The 22,744-nt window shown below is 57.9% G+C and carries 17 protein-coding genes and 1 tRNA gene; 11 read left to right on the forward strand and 7 right to left on the reverse strand.

The features are described 5' to 3' along the window. Positions 1-48 precede the first annotated feature (48 nt). The gene (locus ACA048_RS26815) at positions 49-1,278 is read left to right on the forward strand and encodes a multifunctional CCA addition/repair protein (RefSeq protein ID WP_497626962.1); all 1,230 of its coding nucleotides are present in this window, start codon (positions 49-51) and stop codon (positions 1,276-1,278) included. A 17-nt stretch (positions 1,279-1,295) separates the two neighbouring features. On the opposite strand, the gene folK is transcribed toward ACA048_RS26815, so the two are convergent. Both folK and folB read right to left on the reverse strand, forming a co-directional pair. Next, positions 1,296-1,814 (reverse strand): 2-amino-4-hydroxy-6-hydroxymethyldihydropteridine diphosphokinase, encoded by a 519-nt coding sequence (folK, locus tag ACA048_RS26820; protein WP_497626963.1) that lies wholly within the window; start codon positions 1,812-1,814, stop codon positions 1,296-1,298. Then, entirely contained in the window at positions 1,805-2,161 is a 357-nt protein-coding gene (gene folB, locus ACA048_RS26825) for a dihydroneopterin aldolase (protein ID WP_497626964.1), read from the reverse strand. The genes folK and folB overlap by 10 nt, the downstream gene beginning before the upstream one ends. A gap of 74 nt (positions 2,162-2,235) precedes the next feature. Between folB and plsY the strand changes: the two genes are divergently transcribed. Then, on the forward strand, positions 2,236-2,805 hold the full coding sequence (plsY, locus tag ACA048_RS26830; RefSeq protein ID WP_223514934.1) for a glycerol-3-phosphate 1-O-acyltransferase PlsY: 570 nt from the start codon (positions 2,236-2,238) through the stop codon (positions 2,803-2,805). A gap of 23 nt (positions 2,806-2,828) precedes the next feature. Here plsY and tsaD read toward each other — a convergent pair whose 3' ends face one another. After that, positions 2,829-3,854 (reverse strand): tRNA (adenosine(37)-N6)-threonylcarbamoyltransferase complex transferase subunit TsaD, encoded by a 1,026-nt coding sequence (tsaD, locus tag ACA048_RS26835; protein ID WP_497626965.1) that lies wholly within the window; start codon positions 3,852-3,854, stop codon positions 2,829-2,831. Positions 3,855-4,053: 199 nt separating this feature from the next. Between tsaD and rpsU the strand changes: the two genes are divergently transcribed. The 5 genes from rpsU to ACA048_RS26860 all read left to right on the forward strand — a co-directional run bounded on the left by rpsU (position 4,054) and on the right by ACA048_RS26860 (position 12,608). After that, entirely contained in the window at positions 4,054-4,269 is a 216-nt protein-coding gene (gene rpsU / locus ACA048_RS26840) for a 30S ribosomal protein S21 (RefSeq protein WP_002551877.1), read from the forward strand. Positions 4,270-4,751: 482 nt separating this feature from the next. Then, on the forward strand, positions 4,752-6,731 hold the full coding sequence (gene dnaG / locus ACA048_RS26845; RefSeq protein WP_489334450.1) for a DNA primase: 1,980 nt from the start codon (positions 4,752-4,754) through the stop codon (positions 6,729-6,731). Between the two features lie 67 nt (positions 6,732-6,798). Continuing rightward, complete coding sequence (gene rpoD, locus ACA048_RS26850; protein WP_477791845.1) at positions 6,799-8,646, forward strand: RNA polymerase sigma factor RpoD; 1,848 nt, start codon at positions 6,799-6,801, stop codon at positions 8,644-8,646. A gap of 123 nt (positions 8,647-8,769) precedes the next feature. Further along, entirely contained in the window at positions 8,770-12,516 is a 3,747-nt protein-coding gene (locus tag ACA048_RS26855) for an EAL domain-containing protein (RefSeq protein ID WP_497626966.1), read from the forward strand. A gap of 15 nt (positions 12,517-12,531) precedes the next feature. Continuing rightward, a tRNA-Ile gene (locus tag ACA048_RS26860) sits at positions 12,532-12,608 on the forward strand. 389 nt (positions 12,609-12,997) lie between these two features. On the opposite strand, the gene ACA048_RS26865 is transcribed toward ACA048_RS26860, so the two are convergent. The 4 genes from ACA048_RS26865 to ACA048_RS26880 form a co-directional block, all read right to left on the reverse strand. Beyond that, positions 12,998-13,405 (reverse strand): hypothetical protein, encoded by a 408-nt coding sequence (locus tag ACA048_RS26865; protein WP_497626967.1) that lies wholly within the window; start codon positions 13,403-13,405, stop codon positions 12,998-13,000. A gap of 66 nt (positions 13,406-13,471) precedes the next feature. Further along, positions 13,472-13,690: a helix-turn-helix domain-containing protein gene (locus ACA048_RS26870; RefSeq protein WP_150780512.1), complete on the reverse strand. Its 219-nt coding sequence runs from the start codon at positions 13,688-13,690 to the stop codon at positions 13,472-13,474. Positions 13,691-13,701: 11 nt separating this feature from the next. Continuing rightward, positions 13,702-14,295 carry a hypothetical protein gene (locus ACA048_RS26875; RefSeq protein WP_497626968.1) on the reverse strand — a complete coding sequence of 198 codons (594 nt, stop codon included), beginning with the start codon at positions 14,293-14,295 and terminating at the stop codon, positions 13,702-13,704. A 249-nt stretch (positions 14,296-14,544) separates the two neighbouring features. After that, a complete protein-coding gene (locus ACA048_RS26880; protein WP_497626969.1) occupies positions 14,545-16,899 on the reverse strand; it encodes a glucose/quinate/shikimate family membrane-bound PQQ-dependent dehydrogenase in 2,355 nt (784 codons plus the stop codon). A gap of 184 nt (positions 16,900-17,083) precedes the next feature. On the opposite strand from ACA048_RS26880, the gene ACA048_RS26885 reads away from it, so the two are divergent. The 4 genes from ACA048_RS26885 (at position 17,084) to pqqF (ending at position 22,739) form a co-directional block, all read left to right on the forward strand. Beyond that, on the forward strand, positions 17,084-17,545 hold the full coding sequence (locus ACA048_RS26885; RefSeq protein WP_497626970.1) for an Lrp/AsnC family transcriptional regulator: 462 nt from the start codon (positions 17,084-17,086) through the stop codon (positions 17,543-17,545). 232 nt (positions 17,546-17,777) lie between these two features. Beyond that, positions 17,778-19,460 carry a flavin monoamine oxidase family protein gene (locus tag ACA048_RS26890; protein ID WP_497626971.1) on the forward strand — a complete coding sequence of 561 codons (1,683 nt, stop codon included), beginning with the start codon at positions 17,778-17,780 and terminating at the stop codon, positions 19,458-19,460. 12 nt (positions 19,461-19,472) lie between these two features. After that, a complete protein-coding gene (locus ACA048_RS26895) occupies positions 19,473-20,267 on the forward strand; it encodes a carbon-nitrogen hydrolase family protein (protein WP_497626972.1) in 795 nt (264 codons plus the stop codon). A gap of 48 nt (positions 20,268-20,315) precedes the next feature. Then, entirely contained in the window at positions 20,316-22,739 is a 2,424-nt protein-coding gene (gene pqqF, locus ACA048_RS26900) for a pyrroloquinoline quinone biosynthesis protein PqqF (RefSeq protein WP_497626973.1), read from the forward strand. Positions 22,740-22,744: the final 5 nt, after the last annotated feature.

Consider the following 22,744-nt stretch of genomic DNA (forward strand, 5'->3'; position numbering starts at 1 on the left):
CGAAAGTTCGACGCAACGGTTATTCTGTCGAGCTAACGGAGGTTTTTTATGCAGATTTATAAAGTCGGCGGTGCAGTACGTGATCGCCTGCTGGGCAAACCTGTCACCGATATTGACTGGGTGGTGGTGGGCGCCACGACCGAAGAAATGCTCGCCAAGGGTTTTCGCCCGGTGGGCGCGGACTTCCCGGTATTTCTTCATCCAAAAAGTGGTGAGGAGTACGCGCTTGCTCGCACCGAACGCAAAAGCGGACGCGGCTATGGCGGCTTTACCTTTTACGCCAGTCCCGAGGTCACCCTCGAAGAAGACCTGATTCGCCGCGACCTTACAATCAATGCCATGGCCGAAGACGATCAGCAGAATTTGACCGACCCTTACCATGGCCAGCGCGATCTCGAAGCTCGCTTGCTCCGCCACGTTTCCCCCGCGTTCGCCGAAGATCCACTCCGTGTCCTGCGCGTTGCCCGCTTTGCTGCGCGTTATGCGGCGCTGGGTTTTACCGTCGCGCCAGAGACTATGGCGTTGATGCGCCAGCTCAGCGAATCCGGCGAACTGGAAGCCTTGACCGCAGAACGCAGCTGGAAAGAAATCTCCCGCGCTTTGCTGGAAAATCAGCCGCAAGTGTTCATTGAAGTGCTGCGCGAGTGCGGCGCACTCAAGGTGCTGATGCCTGAAGTCGACGCGTTGTTCGGCGTCCCACAGCCACAAGCTCATCACCCGGAAATCGACACCGGGCTGCACACCCTGAGCGTGCTGGAGCAAGCGGCACTGCACAAACAACCGCTGACCGTGCGCTGGGCGTGCTTGCTGCATGACCTGGGCAAAGGGCTGACACCAGAAGAAGAGTGGCCACGCCATATTGCTCACGAGCACACGGGCTTGAAGCTGATCAAAGCGGTCAACGAACGCTTCAAGGCACCGAAGGATTGTCAGGAACTGGCTCTATTGGTGGGCGAATATCACACCCACGGCCATCGTGCGCTGGAGCTGAAGCCATCGACTTTGCTGGAGTTGCTGCAAAGCTTTGACATATACCGCCGTCCGCAGCGCTTTGAGGAGTTTATTGCCGCGTGCGAGATGGATGCCCGCGGTCGCAAAGGGCTGGAGCAGAGAAGTTATCCACAGGCGGAATACTTGCGCGGCGCGGCCACAGCAGCGCGGAGCGTGGCGGTTCAGCCGTTGCTGGAGAAGGGATTCAAGGGACCGGAGCTGGGTGAGGCGATCAAGCGTGAACGGCTTAATGCGCTGAAAGCCTACAAAGAAGCGGCGTCTGTCTGAAAAGCATCGCGGGCAAGTCACAACAAACTCGAAGGGGTCAGCTGCTCACCGCGCCACTCAAAAGCCACCGGCGCCAACACCTGATCAATCTGCGCTTCACTCCACAAGGCTGCAAAGCTCTTTCCTACGCCCGGGTGCACACGATCCGGCGCTATCAGCGATAACGGCCACAATACAAAAGCATTCTTCAAGATCTCTGCCCGCGGCAGGATCAATCCATCGAAATTGCCCACCAGCTCACCAAACAACAGCACGTCGATATCCAGCGGTAGACCCTTACGGTCTGGCGCATAACGACCATTGTCCGCCTCGATGAATTTCAATCGACGGTCCAGCTCCATCAGCGGCAGATCGGTGTACGCCGCCACCACGAAATTGAAGAACGACCCGCTCTTGATGCCCACTGGTTGGCTTTCAAACACGGCCGAACAGCGGATATCCACCAAAAACGCCGCCAAAGCCTCCAGACCCGCCTGCAAATGGGTTTCACGCTCGATATTGCTACCGAGTCCGAGGTACACCTGAGTCAGCGACATCCGCGCTCGATCTCCACGCCCACACCGCCCCTGGCAGCCGGAATGGCGCCAGGCTTGGTCAGCTTGAGACGCACCCAGGTGATCTTGAATTCGCTCATCAGCACCTCAACCAGATGCTCGGCAAAGGTCTCGACCAGTTGATACTGCGCCTGCTCGGCAAACGCCTGGATTCGCGATGAAACACTGGCGTAATCGAGCGCCAGGGTCAGGTCATCACCGGCTGCCGCCGGGCGATTATCCCAGGCGAAGCTCAGATCAAGACGCAGACATTGCCGTATGCCTCGCTCCCAGTCATAGGCACCAATCACGGTGTCGACTTCCAGGCCCTCGATAAACACTCTGTCCACGCACTCTTCTCCACTGCACGACAAGGGCGCAATGCGCCGTTAGAATCAGGGCGTCCTCGCCCGGAATAGTTAGCATGTTTTGGTTATTGGCGATCCTCGCCTACCTGCTTGGCTCTCTGTCCTTCGCCATTTTGCTCAGCCGCCTGACGGGTAATCCCGATCCGCGAATGAGTGGTTCGGGCAATGCCGGCGCCACCAACATGTTGCGCCTGGCCGGCAAGAAACTCGCCATCCTGACTTTGCTCGGCGACCTCTGCAAAGGCCTGCTGCCAGTGCTGATCGCCGGCCTTGCGGGCCTTTCGCTGCAAGAACAGGCCTGGATCGGCATCTGCGCCGTCATCGGTCATCTGTTTCCAGTGTACTTCCGTTTTCGCGGTGGCAAAGGTGTCGCCACCGCTGCCGGTATGCTGCTGGGGCTTTACCCGCCCGCTGCACTGCTGGCGGTCTGTGCCTGGCTGCTGACGTTCTACCTGACCCGCACCAGCTCGCTTGCCGCACTGATCGCCACACCGCTGACCCTGCCACTGCTTGCCTGGCAGGAACCGGCGGCTTTGCTGCCCATGAGCGTGCTCACCGGGCTGATTGTCTGGCGTCATCGCGGCAATCTACGCGACCTGTTTGCCGGGCGCGAACGGCATTTTTAGATACCACACGTGAGCGCCGCTCATTACAGCGCCGACAATTGCTCCATCGGCCAACGCGCTTGCACGCTGATCGCCAGGCTTTCATGCTGACCGGCCTGCAAGCGCTGGCATCCGGCAAACGCAATCATCGCGCCATTGTCGGTGCAGAACTCAGGACGGGCGTAAAACACATCGCCCTTCAAGTCGCCGAGCATTTTCTCCAGCGAGGTGCGCAGCGCCTTGTTGGCGCTGACGCCCCCAGCGATCACCAGACGCTTCATGCCCGCTTGCTTGAGGGCTCGCTTGCACTTGATGGTCAAAGTCTCCACCACGGCCTGCTGGAACGCCAGAGAGATGTCGCAACGGGCTTGCTCGCTGTCGTCCCCGGCGCTGACGCTCTGCTGCCAGGTGTTCAAGGCGAAGGTTTTCAAGCCACTGAAGCTGAATGCCAGACCCGGGCGGTCGCACATCGGTCGAGGGAAAGTGAATCGTCCCGCAACACCTTGCTCCGCCAGGCGCGCAATTTCCGGACCGCCCGGATAATTGAGCCCCATCATTTTCGCGGTTTTGTCAAAAGCCTCACCGGCGGCATCGTCCAGAGTCTCGCCCAACAGCGTGTACTGACCGATCCCGTCGACCTGAACCAGCTGCGTATGACCACCGGACACCAACAAAGCGACGAACGGAAATTCTGGCGGTTGCGCCTCCAGCATCGGTGCCAACAAATGGCCTTCCATATGGTGCACGCCCAAGGCCGGAATACCCCAGGCAAAGGCCAGCGCCTGGGCGCATGAAGCCCCCACCAGCAACGCACCGACCAGGCCAGGACCCGCGGTATAGGCGATCGCGTCGATCTCTGTCGGGACACAGTCAGCTTCGGCCAACACCTGACGAATCAAGGGCAGCATCCGTTTGACGTGGTCGCGCGAGGCCAGCTCCGGCACCACGCCACCATAGGCACGGTGCAGGTCGATCTGACTGAACAGTGCGTCGGCCAACAGCCCGCGTTCACTGTCATATAATGCGACACCGGTTTCGTCGCAGGAGGTTTCTAATCCCAGTACTAGCATGGGTTTGCGCCTTGTTTAGGCTGAATTCGAAGGCGCGCATAATAGTCGCCGCGTGATGCCCCGACCAGCGGTTTTCGATCAGAGGCTTTGCATTCCGAGCGATGAGGAGTTAACATCCGCAACCCTTAAAAACCGACGTCTTCAAGTGCTCTTTTGCCGCGAGGATGTTGACCCCGGTAATGAATGAAGGTAGCTCTGGATGCCAGCCGTCAAAGTAAAAGAGAACGAACCCTTCGACGTAGCTCTGCGTCGTTTCAAGCGCTCCTGCGAAAAAGCCGGTGTACTGGCTGAAGTTCGTAGCCGCGAATTTTACGAGAAGCCAACTTCTGAGCGTAAGCGCAAAGCAGCAGCCGCTGTTAAGCGTCACGCGAAGAAAGTTCAGCGCGAACAGCGCCGCGCCGTTCGTCTGTACTAATACACAGACGATCGTAGCAAGCTTCTGCCAAGCCCGGCCCTCAGCCGGGCTAATGGCATTTGCGTAAAACGCTTGATGCTTCACTGTCGACGCCGCAGACGCGACCGAGACAAATCTGCTTTACAGCGTCAGACCTGGCTCTTTTGCCAGCGGTGCACGTCTTTTCTGACGAGCCTTCCAAGGCTACTGACGAGCACACCCACTGATTCCTCTCACGACGATCAGCCCAAGGCACCTGCTTGTGTGCCCGCTTATTGAGCTATCCGAGGCCATCGACTGGCCGCAGCGGATTCAGCGCAACACTTTCAGACAGTCGATTACTGATTGGTATTAACGTCAGTGGATTTTCGGCAGATACACTTCCCGATAGCGATTACGCAGACGACACCGGTCGAGCCGCACATTTTGCGCGCCTCAAACAACGACCAGCGTTCGGCCGCCCTTCGTTTTGGGTCCATTTCAGCGCAGATGACGAGAACGCCATGGCCGGGCTAATTCCCCAGAGCTTCATTGACGACCTTCTGAACCGCACCGACATCGTCGATGTGGTCAGCTCGCGCCTGCAAATGAAAAAGGCCGGCAAGAACTACACCGCTTGCTGCCCGTTCCACAAAGAAAAAACCCCGTCTTTCAGCGTCAGCCCCGACAAACAGTTCTATTACTGCTTCGGTTGCGGCGCTGGCGGTAACGCCCTCGGCTTCATGATGGACCACGACAACCTGGACTTCGTCCAGGCCGTCGAAGAACTGGCCAAAGCCGCCGGCATGGAAATCCCCCGCGAAGAAAGCGGCCGACCGCACAAACCGCGGCAACCGACCGATTCGCCGCTGTACCCACTGCTCACCGCCGCCGCCGACTTTTACCGTCAGGCACTGAAAAGCCATCCATCACGCAAAGCAGCTGTGGATTACTTGAAAGGTCGCGGACTGACCGGCGAGATTGCCCGCGACTTCGGCCTCGGCTTTGCTCCGCCGGGCTGGGACAATCTGTTCAAACATTTGAGCAGTGACACCCTGCAACAAAAAGCCATGGTCGATGCCGGCCTGCTGATCGAGAACGCCGAAACCGGCAAACGCTATGACCGCTTCCGCGATCGCGTGATGTTCCCGATTCGCGATAGCCGCGGGCGCATCATCGCCTTCGGCGGCCGGGTACTGGGCGACGACAAGCCGAAATACCTGAACTCACCGGAAACCCCGGTATTCCATAAAGGCCAGGAACTCTATGGCCTTTATGAAGCACGCAAAAACAACCGCAACCTCGACGAAATCATCGTCGTCGAAGGCTATATGGACGTCATTGCCCTCGCCCAGCAAGGCCTGCGCAATGCCGTGGCGACCTTGGGCACCGCCACCAGCGAAGAGCACTTGAAGCGACTGTTTCGTGTCGTGCCCAACGTGCTGTTCTGTTTCGACGGCGACCAGGCAGGCCGCAATGCCGCCTGGCGAGCATTGGAAGCGACGCTGCCCTGCCTGCAAGACGGCCGGCGCGCACGCTTTTTGTTCCTGCCGGAAGGCGAAGACCCGGATACGCTGGTCCGCTCCGAAGGCACAGATGCTTTCCGGGCGCGGATCAACCAGCACGCCCAGCCATTGGCGGATTATTTCTTCCAGCAGTTGACCGAAGAGTCGGACCCGCGCTCGCTCGAAGGCAAGGCCCACATGGCCACCCTCGCTGCGCCGCTGATCGACAAAGTTCCGGGCGCGAACCTGCGCATCCTGATGCGCCAGCGCCTGACCGAAATCACCGGCCTTAGCGGCGAAGCAGTCAGCCAACTGGTGCAAAGCGCCCCTCAGGACGCGCCACCGGCTTACGATCCAGGCATCGATTACGACGCCATGCCCGACTACAGCGACTACCATCAGCCGCAGTCACAAGAGATGTATGTGCCGCAGCAGGAATGGACGCCGAAGAAACCCGGCGCTGGCGGCAAAAAGTGGGACAAGAAGCCGTGGGACAAGAATGGCAAGCGCGGCGGCGATCGTGATCAACCGAGCGCCCCGCGCACACCGATTGCCGTAGAAGCACCCACGCTGATCGCACTGCGCACCCTCATTCATCATCCGGATCTGGCTGGCCGGGTAGAAACCGCCAACCACTTTGCCAACGAGAGCAATACCTACGCACAACTGCTTGTCGCCCTGATCGAGGCCGTGCAAAAAAATCCTAAGCTAAACTCAATTCAGCTAATGGCGCGCTGGCACGGAACCGAACAGGGACGCTTGCTCAAGGCATTGGCAGAAAAGGAATGGTTGATTGCAGGCGACAACCTTGAACAACAGTTTTTAGACACCATTACTAGGTTATCGGCAGCTCAACACACCGATAGCCTGGAAGCACTTATCAGGAAAGCCAGGCAGCCAGGCTTGACCGCAGAGGAAGCAAATCAGATCGCAAATCAGATGCGCGACCTATTAAAACGCAATATGGCTGTATCAAACCCGACCTCAACTGGCGCGTGAGGTCATAGCTCAGGTATAATCCTCGGCTTGTTTTTTGCCCGCCAAGACCTTCAGTGGATAGGGTGTTATGTCCGGAAAAGCGCAACAGCAGTCTCGTATCAAAGAGTTGATCACACTTGGTCGTGAGCAGGGTTACCTGACTTACGCGGAGGTCAACGACCACCTGCCGGAGGATATTTCAGATCCGGAACAGGTGGAAGACATCATCCGCATGATCAATGACATGGGGATCAACGTATTCGAGGTTGCGCCAGATAAGGATTCCCTTATGCTGGCCGACGCCGATACCGACGAAGCCGCGGCCGAAGAGGCAGCAGCAGCGTTGGCAGCGGTCGAGACCGACATTGGTCGCACCACCGACCCAGTGCGCATGTACATGCGCGAAATGGGTACGGTAGAGCTCCTCACACGTGAAGGCGAAATCGAAATCGCCAAACGTATTGAAGAGGGCATCCGCGAAGTGATGGGCGCAATTGCGCACTTCCCTGGCACGGTTGATCATATTCTCTCCGAGTACACTCGCGTCACCACCGAAGGTGGCCGCCTGTCCGACGTCCTGAGCGGTTATATCGACCCGGACGACGGCATTGCGCCGCCTGCTGCAGAAGTGCCACCGCCGATCGATCCGAAAGCCGCGCCAGCTGCCGACGACACCGACGACGATGACGCCGAAGCAACGGATGACGAAGAAGAAGCCGAAAGCGGCCCGGATCCGATCATCGCAGCCCAGCGTTTTGGCGCTGTCTCCGATCAGATGGAAATCACCCGCAAGGCGCTGAAAAAGCACGGTCGTGGCAATAAGCTGGCAATCGCCGAGCTGTTGGCCCTGGCTGAGCTGTTCATGCCGATCAAACTGGTTCCGAAGCAATTCGAAGGCCTGGTCGAGCGTGTTCGCAGTGCCCTGGATCGCCTGCGTCAACAAGAGCGCGCGATCATGCAACTTTGCGTTCGTGATGCCCGCATGCCGCGTGCCGACTTCCTGCGCCAGTTCCCGGGCAACGAAGTTGACGAAAGCTGGACCGATGCTCTGGCCAAAGGCAAAAGCAAATACGCTGAAGCCATCGGTCGTCTGCAACCGGACATCATTCGTTGCCAGCAGAAGCTGACCGCGCTGCAAACCGAAACCGGTTTGACGATCGCCGAGATCAAGGACATCAACCGTCGCATGTCGATCGGTGAGGCCAAGGCCCGCCGCGCGAAGAAAGAGATGGTCGAAGCGAACTTGCGTCTGGTGATCTCCATCGCCAAGAAGTACACCAACCGTGGCCTGCAATTCCTCGATCTGATCCAGGAAGGCAATATCGGTTTGATGAAAGCGGTAGACAAGTTCGAATACCGCCGCGGCTACAAATTCTCGACTTATGCCACCTGGTGGATCCGTCAGGCGATCACTCGCTCGATCGCCGACCAGGCCCGCACCATCCGTATTCCGGTGCACATGATCGAGACGATCAACAAGCTCAACCGTATTTCCCGGCAGATGTTGCAGGAAATGGGTCGCGAACCGACCCCGGAAGAGCTGGGCGAACGCATGGAAATGCCTGAGGACAAGATCCGCAAGGTATTGAAGATCGCTAAAGAGCCGATCTCCATGGAAACCCCGATCGGTGATGACGAAGACTCCCATCTGGGTGACTTCATCGAAGACTCGACCATGCAGTCGCCAATCGATGTCGCCACTGTTGAGAGCCTTAAAGAAGCGACTCGCGAAGTACTGTCCGGCCTCACTGCCCGTGAAGCCAAGGTTCTGCGCATGCGCTTCGGTATCGACATGAATACCGACCACACCCTTGAGGAGGTTGGTAAGCAGTTCGACGTGACCCGTGAACGGATTCGTCAGATCGAAGCCAAGGCACTGCGCAAGCTGCGCCACCCGACGAGAAGCGAGCATTTGCGCTCCTTCCTCGACGAGTAACAATAAACCCCCCGGCCCAGGCCGGGGGTTTTGCTTTATGCAGATTAAATCCCCCGCACGTCCCCCCCTGCCGTTTTGCCCGTCTACACTCGAAACATTCCCCCGAGCCATAACGAGACCGTTATGCCCAGACTGCCGTCCGTGCTTTTTTTGCTGTCTCTGATGACCTGGACCGCAACGGCTGGCGCGCTGACTCTGACCGATGACGAACGTAGGTGGCTGGCCGCACACCCGGATTTACACCTGAGTGTGGACGCGTCTTGGCCGCCATTTGAGTTCCGCGACGAACAAGGCCGTTATCAGGGCCTGGTGGTGGACTACATCAATGTGATCCGTCACCGGCTGGCCATCGAGCTAACACCCATCGAGCCGGGCAGCTGGACCGCTCTGCTGGAACAGGCCAAGCAAAGCAAACTGGACGTTATCCCGGGCATCATGTCGACCCCGGAGCGCCAGTCGTTCCTGTCGTTTACTCGCCCCTATCTCGACTTTCCGATTGTCATCCTGGCCCACGTTGGAGGCGCCCAACCGCACAAAATCGAAGACCTGTACGGGCTGAAAATCGCCGTGGTGAAAAACTATGCGCCCCATGAGCTGTTGCGTGCCCACCACCCGGATCTGAGTCTGGTGCCGATGCCCAATGTGAGTTCAGCCTTGCAAGCGCTGGCCACGGACGAAGTGGACGCCGTCGTGGGCGATCTCGCTTCCAGCGTCTGGAGCCTTCGCCAGCTAAAGCTCGCAGGGCTCTATGTCAGTGGCGAAACCCCCTATCGCTATCAACTGGCAATGGCCGCGTCTCCCGACAACAAGGTGCTGGTCAGCATTCTGGACAAAGCACTGGCGGACATGAGTCCGAGTGAAATCAACGCCATTCAGCAACGCTGGGTGGGCAATGTCCTGGATCAGCGAAGCTTCTGGCCGGATGTGCTGATTTACGGCCTGCCAGGGTTGCTGTTTCTGATGGGCATGCTGGCCGTGGTGATCCGGATCAACCGTCGATTGAGTTCTGAAATTGCGCGTCGGGTCGACCTCGAACAGGAACTGCGCAGCAGCGAGTACCATTATCGCGGGCTGGTCGAGAGTCTGTCGGCCATCGCCTGGGAAGCACGGATGAGCGATTACACCTACAGCTACGTGTCGCCGCACGCCGAAGACTTGCTGGGGTATCCCCTGTCTCATTGGCTGATTCCGGGGTTCTGGCGCAACATCATCCACCCTGCGGACCTGACTCGCGCCCAAACCTACTGCGATCACGAAGTACTGGCCGGGCGCGATCACAGCATCGATTACCGCGTCATAACCGCCGATGGCCGCTGCCTGTGGGTGCGAGACATCGTCAGCCTGATCGAACATGGTCATGAGCCGGTGTTGCGCGGGTTGATGATCGACATCAGTGAGGCCAAGCGTACTGAAGAAGCATTGCGCCTTTCCGAGCAAAAATTCGCCTCGGTCTTCCAGCAAAACCCGGACATTCTGGTGATCGCGCGCCTATCCGACGGTTGCCTGCTGGAAGTGAACAAAGCGTTCGAAGAGCAAATCGGCCTCAAGCCCGAAGAAGTCATCGGCCAGACCGCCACTGACCTGAATATCTGGGGCATCCCCGGCGTTGGGCCGGGGCTGTTGCAAAGACTGCAGTCCGGCAGCATCCGCAACCTGGAGATGCCCTTTCGCCGCAGCAACGGCCAGGTGTTTACCGGCCTGATTTCCGCCGAGCCTTTCGATCTCGACACGACCCCTGCCCTCGTGGTGGTGGTGCGTGATATCAGCAAGCTAAAAGAAACCCAGCAACAACTGCAAACCTCTGAAGAGAAATTCGCCAAGGCGTTCCACGCCTCCCCGGACGGTTTGTTGTTGTCGCGGCAGAGCGACGGGTTGCTGCTGGAGGTCAATGAAGGTTTCAGCCGCATTACTGGCTTCAACAGCACTATGTCCGTTGATCGATCGTCCCTGGACCTCGGTATATGGGTCAACCTCAACGAACGCAAACAGATGCTCGACCTGCTGCACAGGGATGGCTTCGTCCGCGATTTCAGTTGCCACATCCGCCGCAGCGACGGACAGATCCGACTGTGCGAGGTGTCGAGCCGCCCATTGCCGATCGGCGATGAAGACTGCATGTTGACCATTGCCCGGGACATCACCGAGCGACACCTGATGCAGGAGAGGCTACAACAGGCCGCCACCGTGTTCGAAAGCACGGCCGAGGGCGTTCTGATCACCGACACCCATCAGCACATCAGTGCGGTCAACCGCGCGTTTACCGAAATTACCGGCTACAGCGAGAGCGAAGCATTGGGCCATACCCCACGCCTGCTCGCTTCGGGCCTTCACGACAGCGCGTTTTACGCGGCAATGTGGCACCAACTGACGGCCGAAGGACATTGGCAAGGCGAGATCTCCAACCGCCGCAAGAATGGCGAGCTCTACCCCAGCTGGCTGACCATCAGCGCAGTACGTAACAGGGACAAGTTCATCACCCACTTCGTGGCAGTATTCGCGGACATTTCCAGCCTCAAACACGCCCAGGCCAAACTTGACTACCAGGCGCACCACGACCCGCTGACCGGTCTGCCAAACCGCACACTGTTCGAGAGCCGACTGCTGACCGCCCTCAACACCCAACAGGAAAATGGGGGCCAGGGTGCCGTGCTGTTCCTCGACCTCGACCGCTTCAAACACATCAACGACAGCCTCGGCCATCCGGTCGGCGACCTGCTGCTCAAAGGCATCGCCGTGCGCCTCAAAGAGCAGTTGCGCGATATCGACACCGTTGCGCGCCTGGGCGGTGACGAATTCATCATCCTGCTACCGGGCCTGCAACAGAATAGCGATGCCGACAACATCGCGACCAAGCTGCTCAATTGTTTCGCCGCGCCGTTCCAGGCGGGTGATCACGAGTTTTTTATCAGCGCCAGTATCGGCACCAGCCTGTACCCCAAGGATGGCTGCGACGTCGCCACACTGGTCAAAAACGCCGACGCAGCGATGTACCGCTCCAAAGCCAAGGGGCGCAACCGGATTGAACGCTACACCCGTGACCTCACCGCCCAGGCCAGCGAACGCGTGGCGCTGGAATATGAATTGCGGCGCGCCATCGAGCGCAACGAGCTGACGCTGCACTACCAACCGAAAATCAGCCTTGATGACCATCGACTGGTCGGTGCTGAAGCACTGATTCGTTGGCATCACCCGACCTTCGGCACCGTGCCGCCGGAACACTTCATTCCCTTGGCCGAAGAAAACGGCATGATTCTGCAAATCGGTGACTGGGTACTTGAGACCGCCTGCCACCAGATGTATGAGTGGAATCAGGTATATGAGTGCCTCGGCCCGCTCTCGGTCAACCTCGCAGGCGCCCAACTGCGCCAACCAAACCTGCTGGGACGGATCGAGCAACTGCTCAAGGACAGCCGCCTCCAACCCAACTTTTTGCAACTGGAGATTACCGAAAACTTCATCATGAGCCAGGCCGAAGAAGCGCTGGCGGTGCTGCATCAACTCAAACAGTTGGGTGTGCAATTAGCCATCGATGACTTCGGTACCGGCTACTCGTCCTTGAGCTACCTCAAACGACTGCCACTGGATATTCTCAAGATCGATCAGTCGTTCGTCCGCGGCCTGCCTGACGATCCGCATGATGCGGCCATTGTTCGAGCGATCATCGCGTTGGGCCGCAGCATGCAATTTACCGTCATTGCCGAGGGCGTTGAGACCCTGGCTCAACAGGAGTTCTTAGCCGCCGAAGGCTGCGAACAGATCCAGGGCTACATCGTGAGCCCGCCTCTTCCCGCCGAAGAATTCGCCGCGACGTTTCTTCGTATAGCCTTATCGGATTTTTCGGATAGCACAGCAGAGAAACCGTCGCTATAATCCGCGGCCTACTGAGGGCCTATAGCTCAGTTGGTTAGAGCAGAGGACTCATAATCCTTTGGTCCACGGTTCAAGTCCGTGTGGGCCCACCAAAAAATGTCTACAAAAAAGGCCAATCATCGCGATTGGCCTTTTTTGTTTTTGATGAATTTCTCAGCACTGCTAAGCACCCAACGGAAAAAAGGCCAGCTTAACGACTGGTCTTGCGCGATTAATCCGGAACGGCGACTCGGGACATGGCGATTCAGCATCCGTCCATAGCAACGCTGCGGCGTTGTAGTTTGCGGCACCCTGCTCCAAGGCAAAAAATGCAGAACCGGGAAAACGCCGTTTCAAAGCGGTCACTAAAAGACATTTCATTGGATCGCGCTTCGACACTGCTCCATTCGAGAAGTGATCGAGACAGTTTTACGTTAACGCACCTCAATATCTATAGCGTCGGTGTCCGAAGAGATGGATATATCTCTATGCCTGCATGCGTTCAAGGTAGATGTATAAAAACACCTGAAGGTGGTGGATAGTTATATGCTTCATAAATAATGGTAGGCGCCTCGTAAATGACGGGAGGTGATTCATAAATAAAAACAGGCGGATGATTATAACGATGATTTGATAGTGGAAATTGATGATAAGTAGAGGGTGCTCGATGAACTACCACTGGCGGGGGACGAGAGATGTAAGTCGTTACCTCCGGGAAAACCTCGAAATAACCATCTGCAGTACAGGATATAGACAAGAGGGAAGCCGTAATAACGATGACATACTTAGCAATACGATGACACATGAGCTCACCCCAAAATAAAGCTGGAGACTTGGGCTCCAGAGCTTTTTCGTATGTGTTTGTCTTTTTAGAAGCAGGCAGCAGCAAGAGCCACACTACGATACGCATGCAGTAGCTGCCGAGCAGGACTCTAGTTGAGCAATGACTCCTCAGAATCTACCAAAATAGGTTCTATTAAGTATTATCGCTATCGGGGGTGTACTGCAAAATATCCCCAGGCTGACAATCCAGGACCTTGCATATTATCTCCAGCGTAGAGAATCGTACGGCTTTCGCCTTGCCGGTTTTTAGAATAGAGAGATTAGAGAGGGTGATCCCGGTTCTCTCGGCCAGTTCACCAAGTCGCATCTTCCGTTTGGCGAGTACCACATCCAAATTGACAATTATTGGCATCAATATCCGCCTTAAATTACAGACTCTAATTCTTGCTCGGCTTCTGCAAGTCTTTTGGTTGCCATGCATCCAATCCAAATAGCAATGCCAGTGGCAAGCATCGGGAGATTAAGGCTGAGATTCACTGTAAAAATATCATTGTCCAACGCTGAAAAAACGCCTCCCAAAATTTGACCCAGAAGAGCGGCTATTGGCCAAATAAGTGTGACGACTGCGATTTTTCGTAGCCCAATGGCAAAATGTGCAGCTGTCGGCTGATGACGCAATGATGAGAGAAGACCTCTTAGTGTCAAAAAAAGCGCGATGGAGAAGCATACTTCAATAATGATATCGATCACGGCACTGAAGACCCCAGCTGACTTGTCAACCGAGAAAGTCAGTCCTTCGCTGGCTGTGTTAATGGCCTCTGACGGGATGTGAACTGAGGGGCGAGAAAGATCCAAATAGCTCATCGATTGGTCTCCAGTGGTCAAAAACAGTGCGAGCCCACCGAATAAGGCTGTGCAGATTGCCAATACGATGCATGCGTTTTCAAGTCCTTTGATGAGCCTGTCTGAAAGGGTATGGGCTGATTGGTTCCAGCTGGCTGGTAATGAGCGTGTCATGGGCGACTCCTTTGTTATGGATTGCCCAATAATGCCGTGTTTTTTACGTATTACAATATTTATTTATCGTTTATCGATAATTTATTGATGCTTTGCGATCAATTCACAGGAGGGATTCTGCGCTCCAAAGGTGGTGTCGTAAACACCGTATGATGCAAGCCCATGAGACCACCGCGCCAATGTGGGAGCCTGAACCAAAACGAAAAAGCCGCGCTAATGCGCGGCTTTTTCGTACTTGCGATTCAGCCTCTACTCAGGCAACGCATACGCAATCACATAATCCCCACGATCCGTCGACTGACGCGCACCGCCAACAGTCAGCAGGATGTACTGCTTGCCGGTCTTGGGCGAAACGTACGTCATCGGCCCCGACTGACTGCCCACAGGCAAACGCGACTTCCAGATTTCATTACCGTTGCCAGTATCGAAAGCACGCAGGTAGAAATCCTGCGTGCCCGCGAAGAACAGCAGCCCCGACTGGGTCGCGAGTGAGGCGCCCAGCGTTGGCATGCCAATCGGGATCTGCAAGTGCATGCGAATACCCAGCGGGCCGGTGTCTTGCACAGTGCCAACCGGGACCTGCCACATCAATTTGTGGGTCTTGAGGTCGATGGCGGACATGGTGCCGAACGGTGGTTTCTGGCACGGAATGCCGGCCGCCGAGAGGAAGCGTTCGCGCATCGCACCAAACGGCGTGCCTTCCTGCGGCACAACACCCATTTCGATACCGCTGGCTCCGGCGGCGATCTTGTTGCGCGGGATCATGTAGTTGGCGAGGCCGAGGCGCATGTCGTTGACGAACATGTAATTCGTGTTCGGGTCCACCGAAACACTGCCCCAGTTCATGCCACCCAACGAGCCCGGGAACTGCAACGCGCGGTCCATGCCCGGCGGCGTGTAGACGCCTTGATGGCGCATGCCTTTGAATTGGATGCGGCACATCAGTTGATCGAACGGCGTGGCGCCCCACATGTCGGACTCGGTCAATGTTTTGTTGCCGATTGACGGCATGTCCACCGAGAACGGCTGGGTCGGTGAATAGCGCTCGCCGGGCACGTTGCCTTGCGGCACCGGGCGTTCTTCGACGCGGGCGATTGGTACGCCGGTTTCGCGGTTGAGCAGGAAGATTTCGCCCTGCTTGGTCACTTGCGCCAAGGCTGGCTGCAGGCCGCCCTTGTCGTCCGGCACGTCGTACAGCAGCGGTTGGGCCGGCAGGTCGAAGTCCCAGAGGTCGTGGTGAGTGGTCTGGAAGTGCCAACGCACCTGACCGGTCTTGACGTCGATGGCCACAATAGACGAGTTCCATTTGTCATCGAATACCGTGCGCTGGCCGCCGAAGAAGTCCGGGGTGGCGTTGCCGGTTGGCAGGTACACCAGACCGAGCTTGGCGTCGTAAGACATGGCCGACCAAACGTTCGGCGTGCCACGGGTATAGGTCTCACCGGCAGGCGGGCGTTTGGTGGTGTTCGGATTGCCCGGATCCCAGGCCCACACCAGTTCGCCACTGCGCACGTCATAGGCGCGGACCACACCTGGCGGTTCGCCGGTGGAGTAGTTATCGGCCACGCGGCCACCGACGATCACCACGTTACCGGCGACCAACGGGGTCGATGTTTGTTGGTAATAGCCCGGCTTCACTTCGCCCATATCCGTTGTCAGGTCGACCGTGCCCTGGTTACCAAACTCCTCGCACGGCTTGCCGGTATCAGCATTGATGGCGATCAGACGGGCATCTCCGGTCGGCAGAAACAGACGTTTCGTACAAGCCGTTGGCTGGTTATCTGAGGATGCAGGGCGTTCGGAGTAACCTAGGCCACGGCAGCGCTGCCAGTTCGGCGCAGTGCCTAGCGGGTCAAACTTCCAGCGCTGGGCACCGGTGTCGGCATCGAGGGCGAAGACTTTTCCGTAAGCGGTGCAGGTGTAGACCGTGTCGCCGATTTGCAACGGGGTGTTCTGGTCTTCTGCACCAGCACCGGTGCTTACAGGGACGTCGCCGGTATGGAAGGTCCACGCGACCTGCAGCTTGTCGATGTTGCCTTTGTTGATCTGGTCCAGAGCGGCAAAGCGATTGCCGGCAGTCGTGTTGCCCCAATGCGCCCAGTCTTTCTGCTCAGTGCCCGGCGTCACCGGCGTTACCGTCGGTTCGATGGAGGCCTTGACCACATGCGTCGGCACAAACATATAGGCCATCGTTGCGACGACGCCGACGCCCAGGATACCGGCCAGGCCATATGCACCGCGGCCCGCCGTCGCGCCCGAGGCGCGCACCAGCGTCGGGTAAATCAGCGCAACGACCAGACCGATCACGGCGAATGTCAGCACGCGCGAGACCAGCGGCCAGTAGTCGAAACCGGCATCCCACACGGCCCAAATCGCGGTCAGGATCAACGCCAGACCATACAGCCACGCGCCTTGCGGCTTGCAACGGGCAATCATCAGCCCGGACACCAACATCGCCAGGCCCATCAGCAGGAAGTAAGCACTACCGCCCAGCGCAATCAGATAGCCACCGCCACCTGCCAGGCCCAGCCCGATCAAGGCAATCAGCAGACCCAGACCGCGCAACAGCCATTTGCCGCCGCCGGCAGCCCCAGAATTATTCATGTCGGAAATTTTCCCCATTTGTGACAAGCGCGGAATGATGTACCACCTAGTTACTTATGGCAATTTGTCGCAGTTATAAATGTTCTGAACGGTACAAAGACCCGTTCGAATATCGCCCACAAGCGTCCAGTCGGACGAGCCTGTAACATGCTCAGCCATTGTTCCACGCCACTGGAGACGCCCCTTGCCTGACACACGCCCGCCCGTTCTTGACGAGATCGACCGCCAGTTGATCGCCGCCCTGCAGATCAACGCCCGCGAGAGCGTGGCTATGTTGGCTCGGCAATTGGGCATCGCTCGTACGACCGTCACCTCGCGTCTGGCGCGACTGGAAAAGGCCAGAGTCATCACCGGTTACGGTGTGCGCCTCGGTCAGCGCGTGGTGGATGGCGGGTTGCAGGCGTATGTCGGGATCACTGTGCAACCGCGCTCGGGCAAGGAAGTGCTGCGCCGGCTCAGTGCGATGGTGCAGGTTCAACAGTTGTGTGCAGTGAGTGGTGAATTTGATTATGTGGCGTGGTTGCGGACTGACTCGCCAGAGCAGCTGGATCAGTTGCTGGATCAGATAGGCAGTGTGGATGGGGTGGAGAAGACGACGACCTCGATTATTTTGAGTAGCAAGATTGATCGGGGGCAGCCGGTTTAGGTTTCTGGTTTGGGCACTTTGGTGGCTGATCGGGCCTCATCGCGAGCAGGCTCACTTCTACAGGGGATCGGCTTTCGTCAGGTTGAATTACGCAGTCGTCATATTGATTGATTTATTGGCAAAACGACGACACATTGCGTCTTATTAACGTGTTCTACGCTCACTAGAATGGCTGCCATCTTTTCCTATACTCAGACGCGCATCCCGCGTCGGGTCGCCAGCAAGGTCAGCCATGAACAAGAACAATCGCCATCCTGCAGACGGTAAGAAACCAGTCACCATTTTCGGTCCGGACTTCCCTTTCGCCTTCGACGACTGGATCGAACACCCGGCGGGCCTGGGTAGCATTCCTGCGCACAACCACGGTGCCGAGGTCGCGATTGTCGGTGCGGGTATTGCCGGTTTGGTGGCGGCTTACGAACTGATGAAGCTGGGCTTGAAACCGGTCGTCTACGAAGCCTCGAAAATGGGCGGTCGCCTGCGCTCCCAAGCGTTCAATGGCGCCGAAGGCATCATCGCCGAGCTCGGCGGCATGCGCTTCCCGGTCTCGTCCACCGCGTTCTATCACTACGTCGACAAGCTCGGCCTTGAGACCAAACCCTTCCCGAACCCGCTGACGCCCGCATCCGGCAGCACCGTGATCGACCTGGAAGGCAAAACCCATTACGCACAGAAACTGGCGGATCTTCCTGCGTTGTTCCAGGAAGTGGCTGACGCTTGGGCCGATGCCCTTGAAGCCGGCTCGCAGTTCTCTGATATACAGCAAGCGATCCGCGACCGCGACGTGCCACGCCTCAAAGAGCTGTGGAATACCCTCGTCCCGTTGTGGGACGACCGCACGTTCTACGACTTCGTCGCCACCTCCAAAGCCTTCGCCAAACTGTCGTTCCATCACCGCGAAGTGTTCGGCCAGGTCGGTTTCGGCACCGGTGGCTGGGACTCGGACTTCCCGAACTCGATGCTGGAAATCTTCCGCGTGGTGATGACCAACTGCGACGATCACCAGCACTTGGTGGTCGGGGGTGTGGAACAAGTACCGCAGGGCATCTGGCGTCATGTGCCGGAACGTTGCGTGCATTGGCCTGAAGGCACCAGCCTCAGCTCGCTGCACAGTGGCGCGCCGCGTACCGGGGTGAAAAAGATTGCCCACGCCGAAGGTGGCCGTTTCGCCGTCACCGATAACTGGGGCGACACCCGCGAATACGCGGCGGTGTTGACCACTTGCCAGAGCTGGCTGCTGACCACCCAGATCGAATGCGATGAAAGCCTGTTCTCGCAAAAGATGTGGATGGCCCTCGACCGCACCCGCTACATGCAGTCGTCGAAGACTTTCGTGATGGTTGACCGCCCGTTCTGGAAGGACAAGGATCCGGAAACCGGCCGCGACCTGATGAGCATGACCCTCACCGACCGACTGACCCGTGGCACTTATCTGTTCGATAGCGGCGACGACAAGCCGGGGGTGATTTGCCTGTCGTACTCGTGGATGAGCGACGCGCTGAAAATGCTCCCGCACCCCGTGGAAAAACGCGTGAAACTGGCGCTGGACGCGTTGAAAAAGATCTACCCGAAAGTCGACATCGCCGCGCGCATCATTGGCGATCCGATCACCGTGTCGTGGGAAGCCGACCCGCATTTCCTCGGAGCCTTCAAAGGCGCCCTGCCCGGCCATTACCGTTACAACCAGCGCATGTACGCGCACTTCATGCAGGACGACATGCCGGCCGAGCAACGCGGGATTTTCATCGCTGGCGACGACGTATCGTGGACGCCGGCGTGGGTTGAAGGTGCGGTGCAGACCTCGCTCAACGCGGTGTGGGGCATCATGAAACACTTCGGCGGTGAAACTCACGCCGAGAACCCGGGTCCAGGTGATGTGTTCAACGAGATCGGTCCGATCGCCCTGCCCGAGTAAGAGGAATCCGAAATGCGCGTAGCCCTTTACCAATGTCCACCGCTGCCCCTGGACGTTGCAGGCAATCTGCAACGCCTGCATCAGCTTGTACTGGAAGCGAAAGGTGCCGACCTGTTGGTGGTGCCGGAGATGTTCCTGACCGGCTACAACATCGGCGTCGATGCCGTCAGCGTCCTTGCTGAGGTGCACAACGGTGAGTCGGCGCAGCAGATTGCGCGCATTGCCAAGACTGCCGGGATTGCCATTTTGTATGGCTACCCGGAGCGCACTGAGGACGGGCAGATCTACAACGCCGTGCAGTTGATCGACGCCCACGGCGAGCGGTTGTGCAACTACCGCAAGACTCACTTGTTCGGCGACCTCGATCACTCGATGTTCAGCGCCGGGCAGGATGATTTTCCGCTGGTGGAGCTCAATGGCTGGAAGCTTGGCTTCCTGATTTGCTACGACATGGAGTTCCCGGAAAACGCCCGGCGCCTGGCCCTGGCCGGTGCCGAGCTGATCCTGGTGCCGACGGCGAACATGATTCCCTTCGACTTCGTCGCCGACGTCACTGTCCGCGCCCGCGCTTTCGAGAATCAGTGCTACGTGGCCTACGCCAATTACTGCGGCCATGAGGGTGAGATCCACTACTGCGGCCAGAGCAGCATCGCCGCACCGGATGGCAGTCGCATCGCTCAGGCCGGTCTGGATGAAGCGCTGATTGTCGGCGAACTGGATCGTCAATTGATGGCCGACTCACGCGCCGCCAATCGCTACTTGCTCGATCGCCGTCCCGAGCTTTACGGCGACCTTAACAAGCGCTGATCCCCCGTAATCCGCTAGCATTAGCGCTTCTCTGTACTGGAAGTGCTCATGCCTGCGCTGAATCACCCTCGCCCCCACACTGAAACCCTGGCCAATGGCTTGCGGGTGACGCTGCGTCATGCCCCGAATTTAAAGCGCTGCGCGGCGGTGCTGCGCGTGGCGGCGGGCAGTCACGATGTGCCACTGGCATGGCCCGGCATGGCGCATTTTCTGGAGCATTTACTGTTTCTCGGCACCGAGCGCTTTCCTGCTGGCCACGGATTGATGGCTTACGTTCAGGGTCATGGCGGTCAGGTCAACGCGCGAACCAATGAACGGACCACCGACTTCTTTTTCGAGCTGCCGACTCAGGCGTTTGCTGGAGGGCTGGAGCGTCTGTCAAACATGCTCGCTCATCCGCGTATGAATCCGGACGATCAGTTGCGCGAACGGGAAGTGCTGCACGCGGAATTCGTCGCCTGGTCGCAGGATGCGGTGGCGCAACAGCAATTGGCATTGTTCGATGGACTTTCGCCGATTCATCCCTTGCGCGGGTTTCATGCCGGCAACCGCGACAGCCTGCCGGTGCCGCAGCCTGAGTTTCAGCAAGCGTTGCAGGATTTCCATCAGCGGTTTTATCAGACCGGGCAGATGACACTCAGCCTGGCCGGGCCGCAGAGTCTAGATGAGTTACGCGAGATGGCTCAGCGTTTTGGCACCGGGATTCCTGTCGGGCAACGAGTCCCGCAACGATCACCTGAAGCGCTGATGAACGCTTCGGAAAAAACTTATCAACAGGCTGGCGAGCGTCGGCTGGATCTTCTGTTCGCGTTCGAAGCGTTACCTGAGTCATCGCCTGAAGCATTGGCGTTTCTGTGTCATTGGTTGAACGCCGCTAAATCTGGCGGTCTGCTGGCGAAGCTGCGTGAACGGGGTCTGGCTGACAGCCTGAAAGCCGCACCGCTGTATCAGTTCGCCGGGCAAGCCTTGCTGCACATCGAATTCACCACCACACAACCGGGGAGCGTGATCCGCGAGAGGTTGCTCGACTGGCTGGGCTTTTTTGCCTCCCATCAAGACTGGGTCGACTTGCGAGAAGAGTACATCGCCCTGTTTGAACGCCAACAGCAAGTCAGCGGCCCCTTACAACTGGCCCAACGAGACAGCGAGCAACTGGAAATAGGGCTATCCGAGCAAGGCGTTGCAGCCCTTAAGGACATCCTGAAGAAAATCGGCGCTGTGGATAACTTCAGCGGCGAATGGCAACTGCCGACGGCTAACCCGTTTTTGCGCACCGAAGCACCTGCGGCCAATGCCGGGCTGATTCGCGGCCAGACCAGCAAACACCGTGGTCTGCGCACGTTTGCCCAAGACCGCTCGCGCAGTCGTCGCGAAAACTCCCCGATGCAGTTCAGTTCGGTGTTGCCAGATAACACCGATGAAGGCGCGATTTATGTGCGCTGGCGACTCGACTTCAAACCTCTTGCCAGCCTTCAGTCGGGCCTTGAAAACCACCTGCAGCCATTGCGTGAAGATGCGCGTCAGGCCGGCGTCGACTTTTCCTTCAGCGCATCAGGCAATGAATGGCTGCTGAAGATGACCGGGCTACAGGCATCGATGCCAACTGTTCTCGAACACGCATTGAAAGAGCTGACCACACCAGAATACGATTTCTCACAGAATGAATCGCCAACCGCCCCATTGATACCGATCAAACACCTGCTGAAGGCGCTGCCTGATCTCTGCCTTGAACCCGCCGTTGACTCAGGGGATTTGCAGCAGCTTTGGTCGAGCGCGCGCTGGGAAGGTCTGGCCGTTGGCTTGTCGTCCCACACCCAAGCGGCAATGGGTTTGGCGCTAAGCCGCGTGCCCGGCGTTGCAGATCAACCATCGTCGCCGCCCTCGATCAACTTGCAGCGCCTGTGGACAACTGTCGACACCGGCTCCAGCGAACACGCGCTGTTGCTGTTCTGTCCGACGGCCACGCCGGATATCGCCGACGAAGCCGCCTGGCGGCTGCTCGCGCACCTGTGCCAGACGCCGTTCTATCAGCGTCTGCGGGTCGAACTACAACTGGGTTATGCCGTGTTCAGCGCATTGCGCCAAATCCATGGGCAGACCGGGATTCTGTTCGGCGTGCAATCACCGAGCGTTGCACCCGCAGGCTTGCTGGAACACATCGAACACTTTTTGAGTGAGCTGCCAGGAATGATCGAAGGCATGGCCGAGGCGGATTTCACCACCCAACGTCAATCTTTGGCAGACCAATTCGACTTGAACGCCCTGCCCGTCCTTCAGGCAGCCGAACTGCTCTGGCAGGGCAAACTGGCGGGCCACTCGTCGGATTATCTGGAGCGTCTGCCTGAAACAATTTTGCTGATCGACCGCGAAGCATTACTGGCCGCCACTCAGCGTTTGAATCAAGCGCTCGGCGGATGGCGCTGCCTGGCCAGCAGCCCAAGCCCGAGCGGGATTTGGCAAGTGACAAAATGATCATT

Source organism: Pseudomonas sp. LBUM1659 (genome assembly GCF_059716045.1).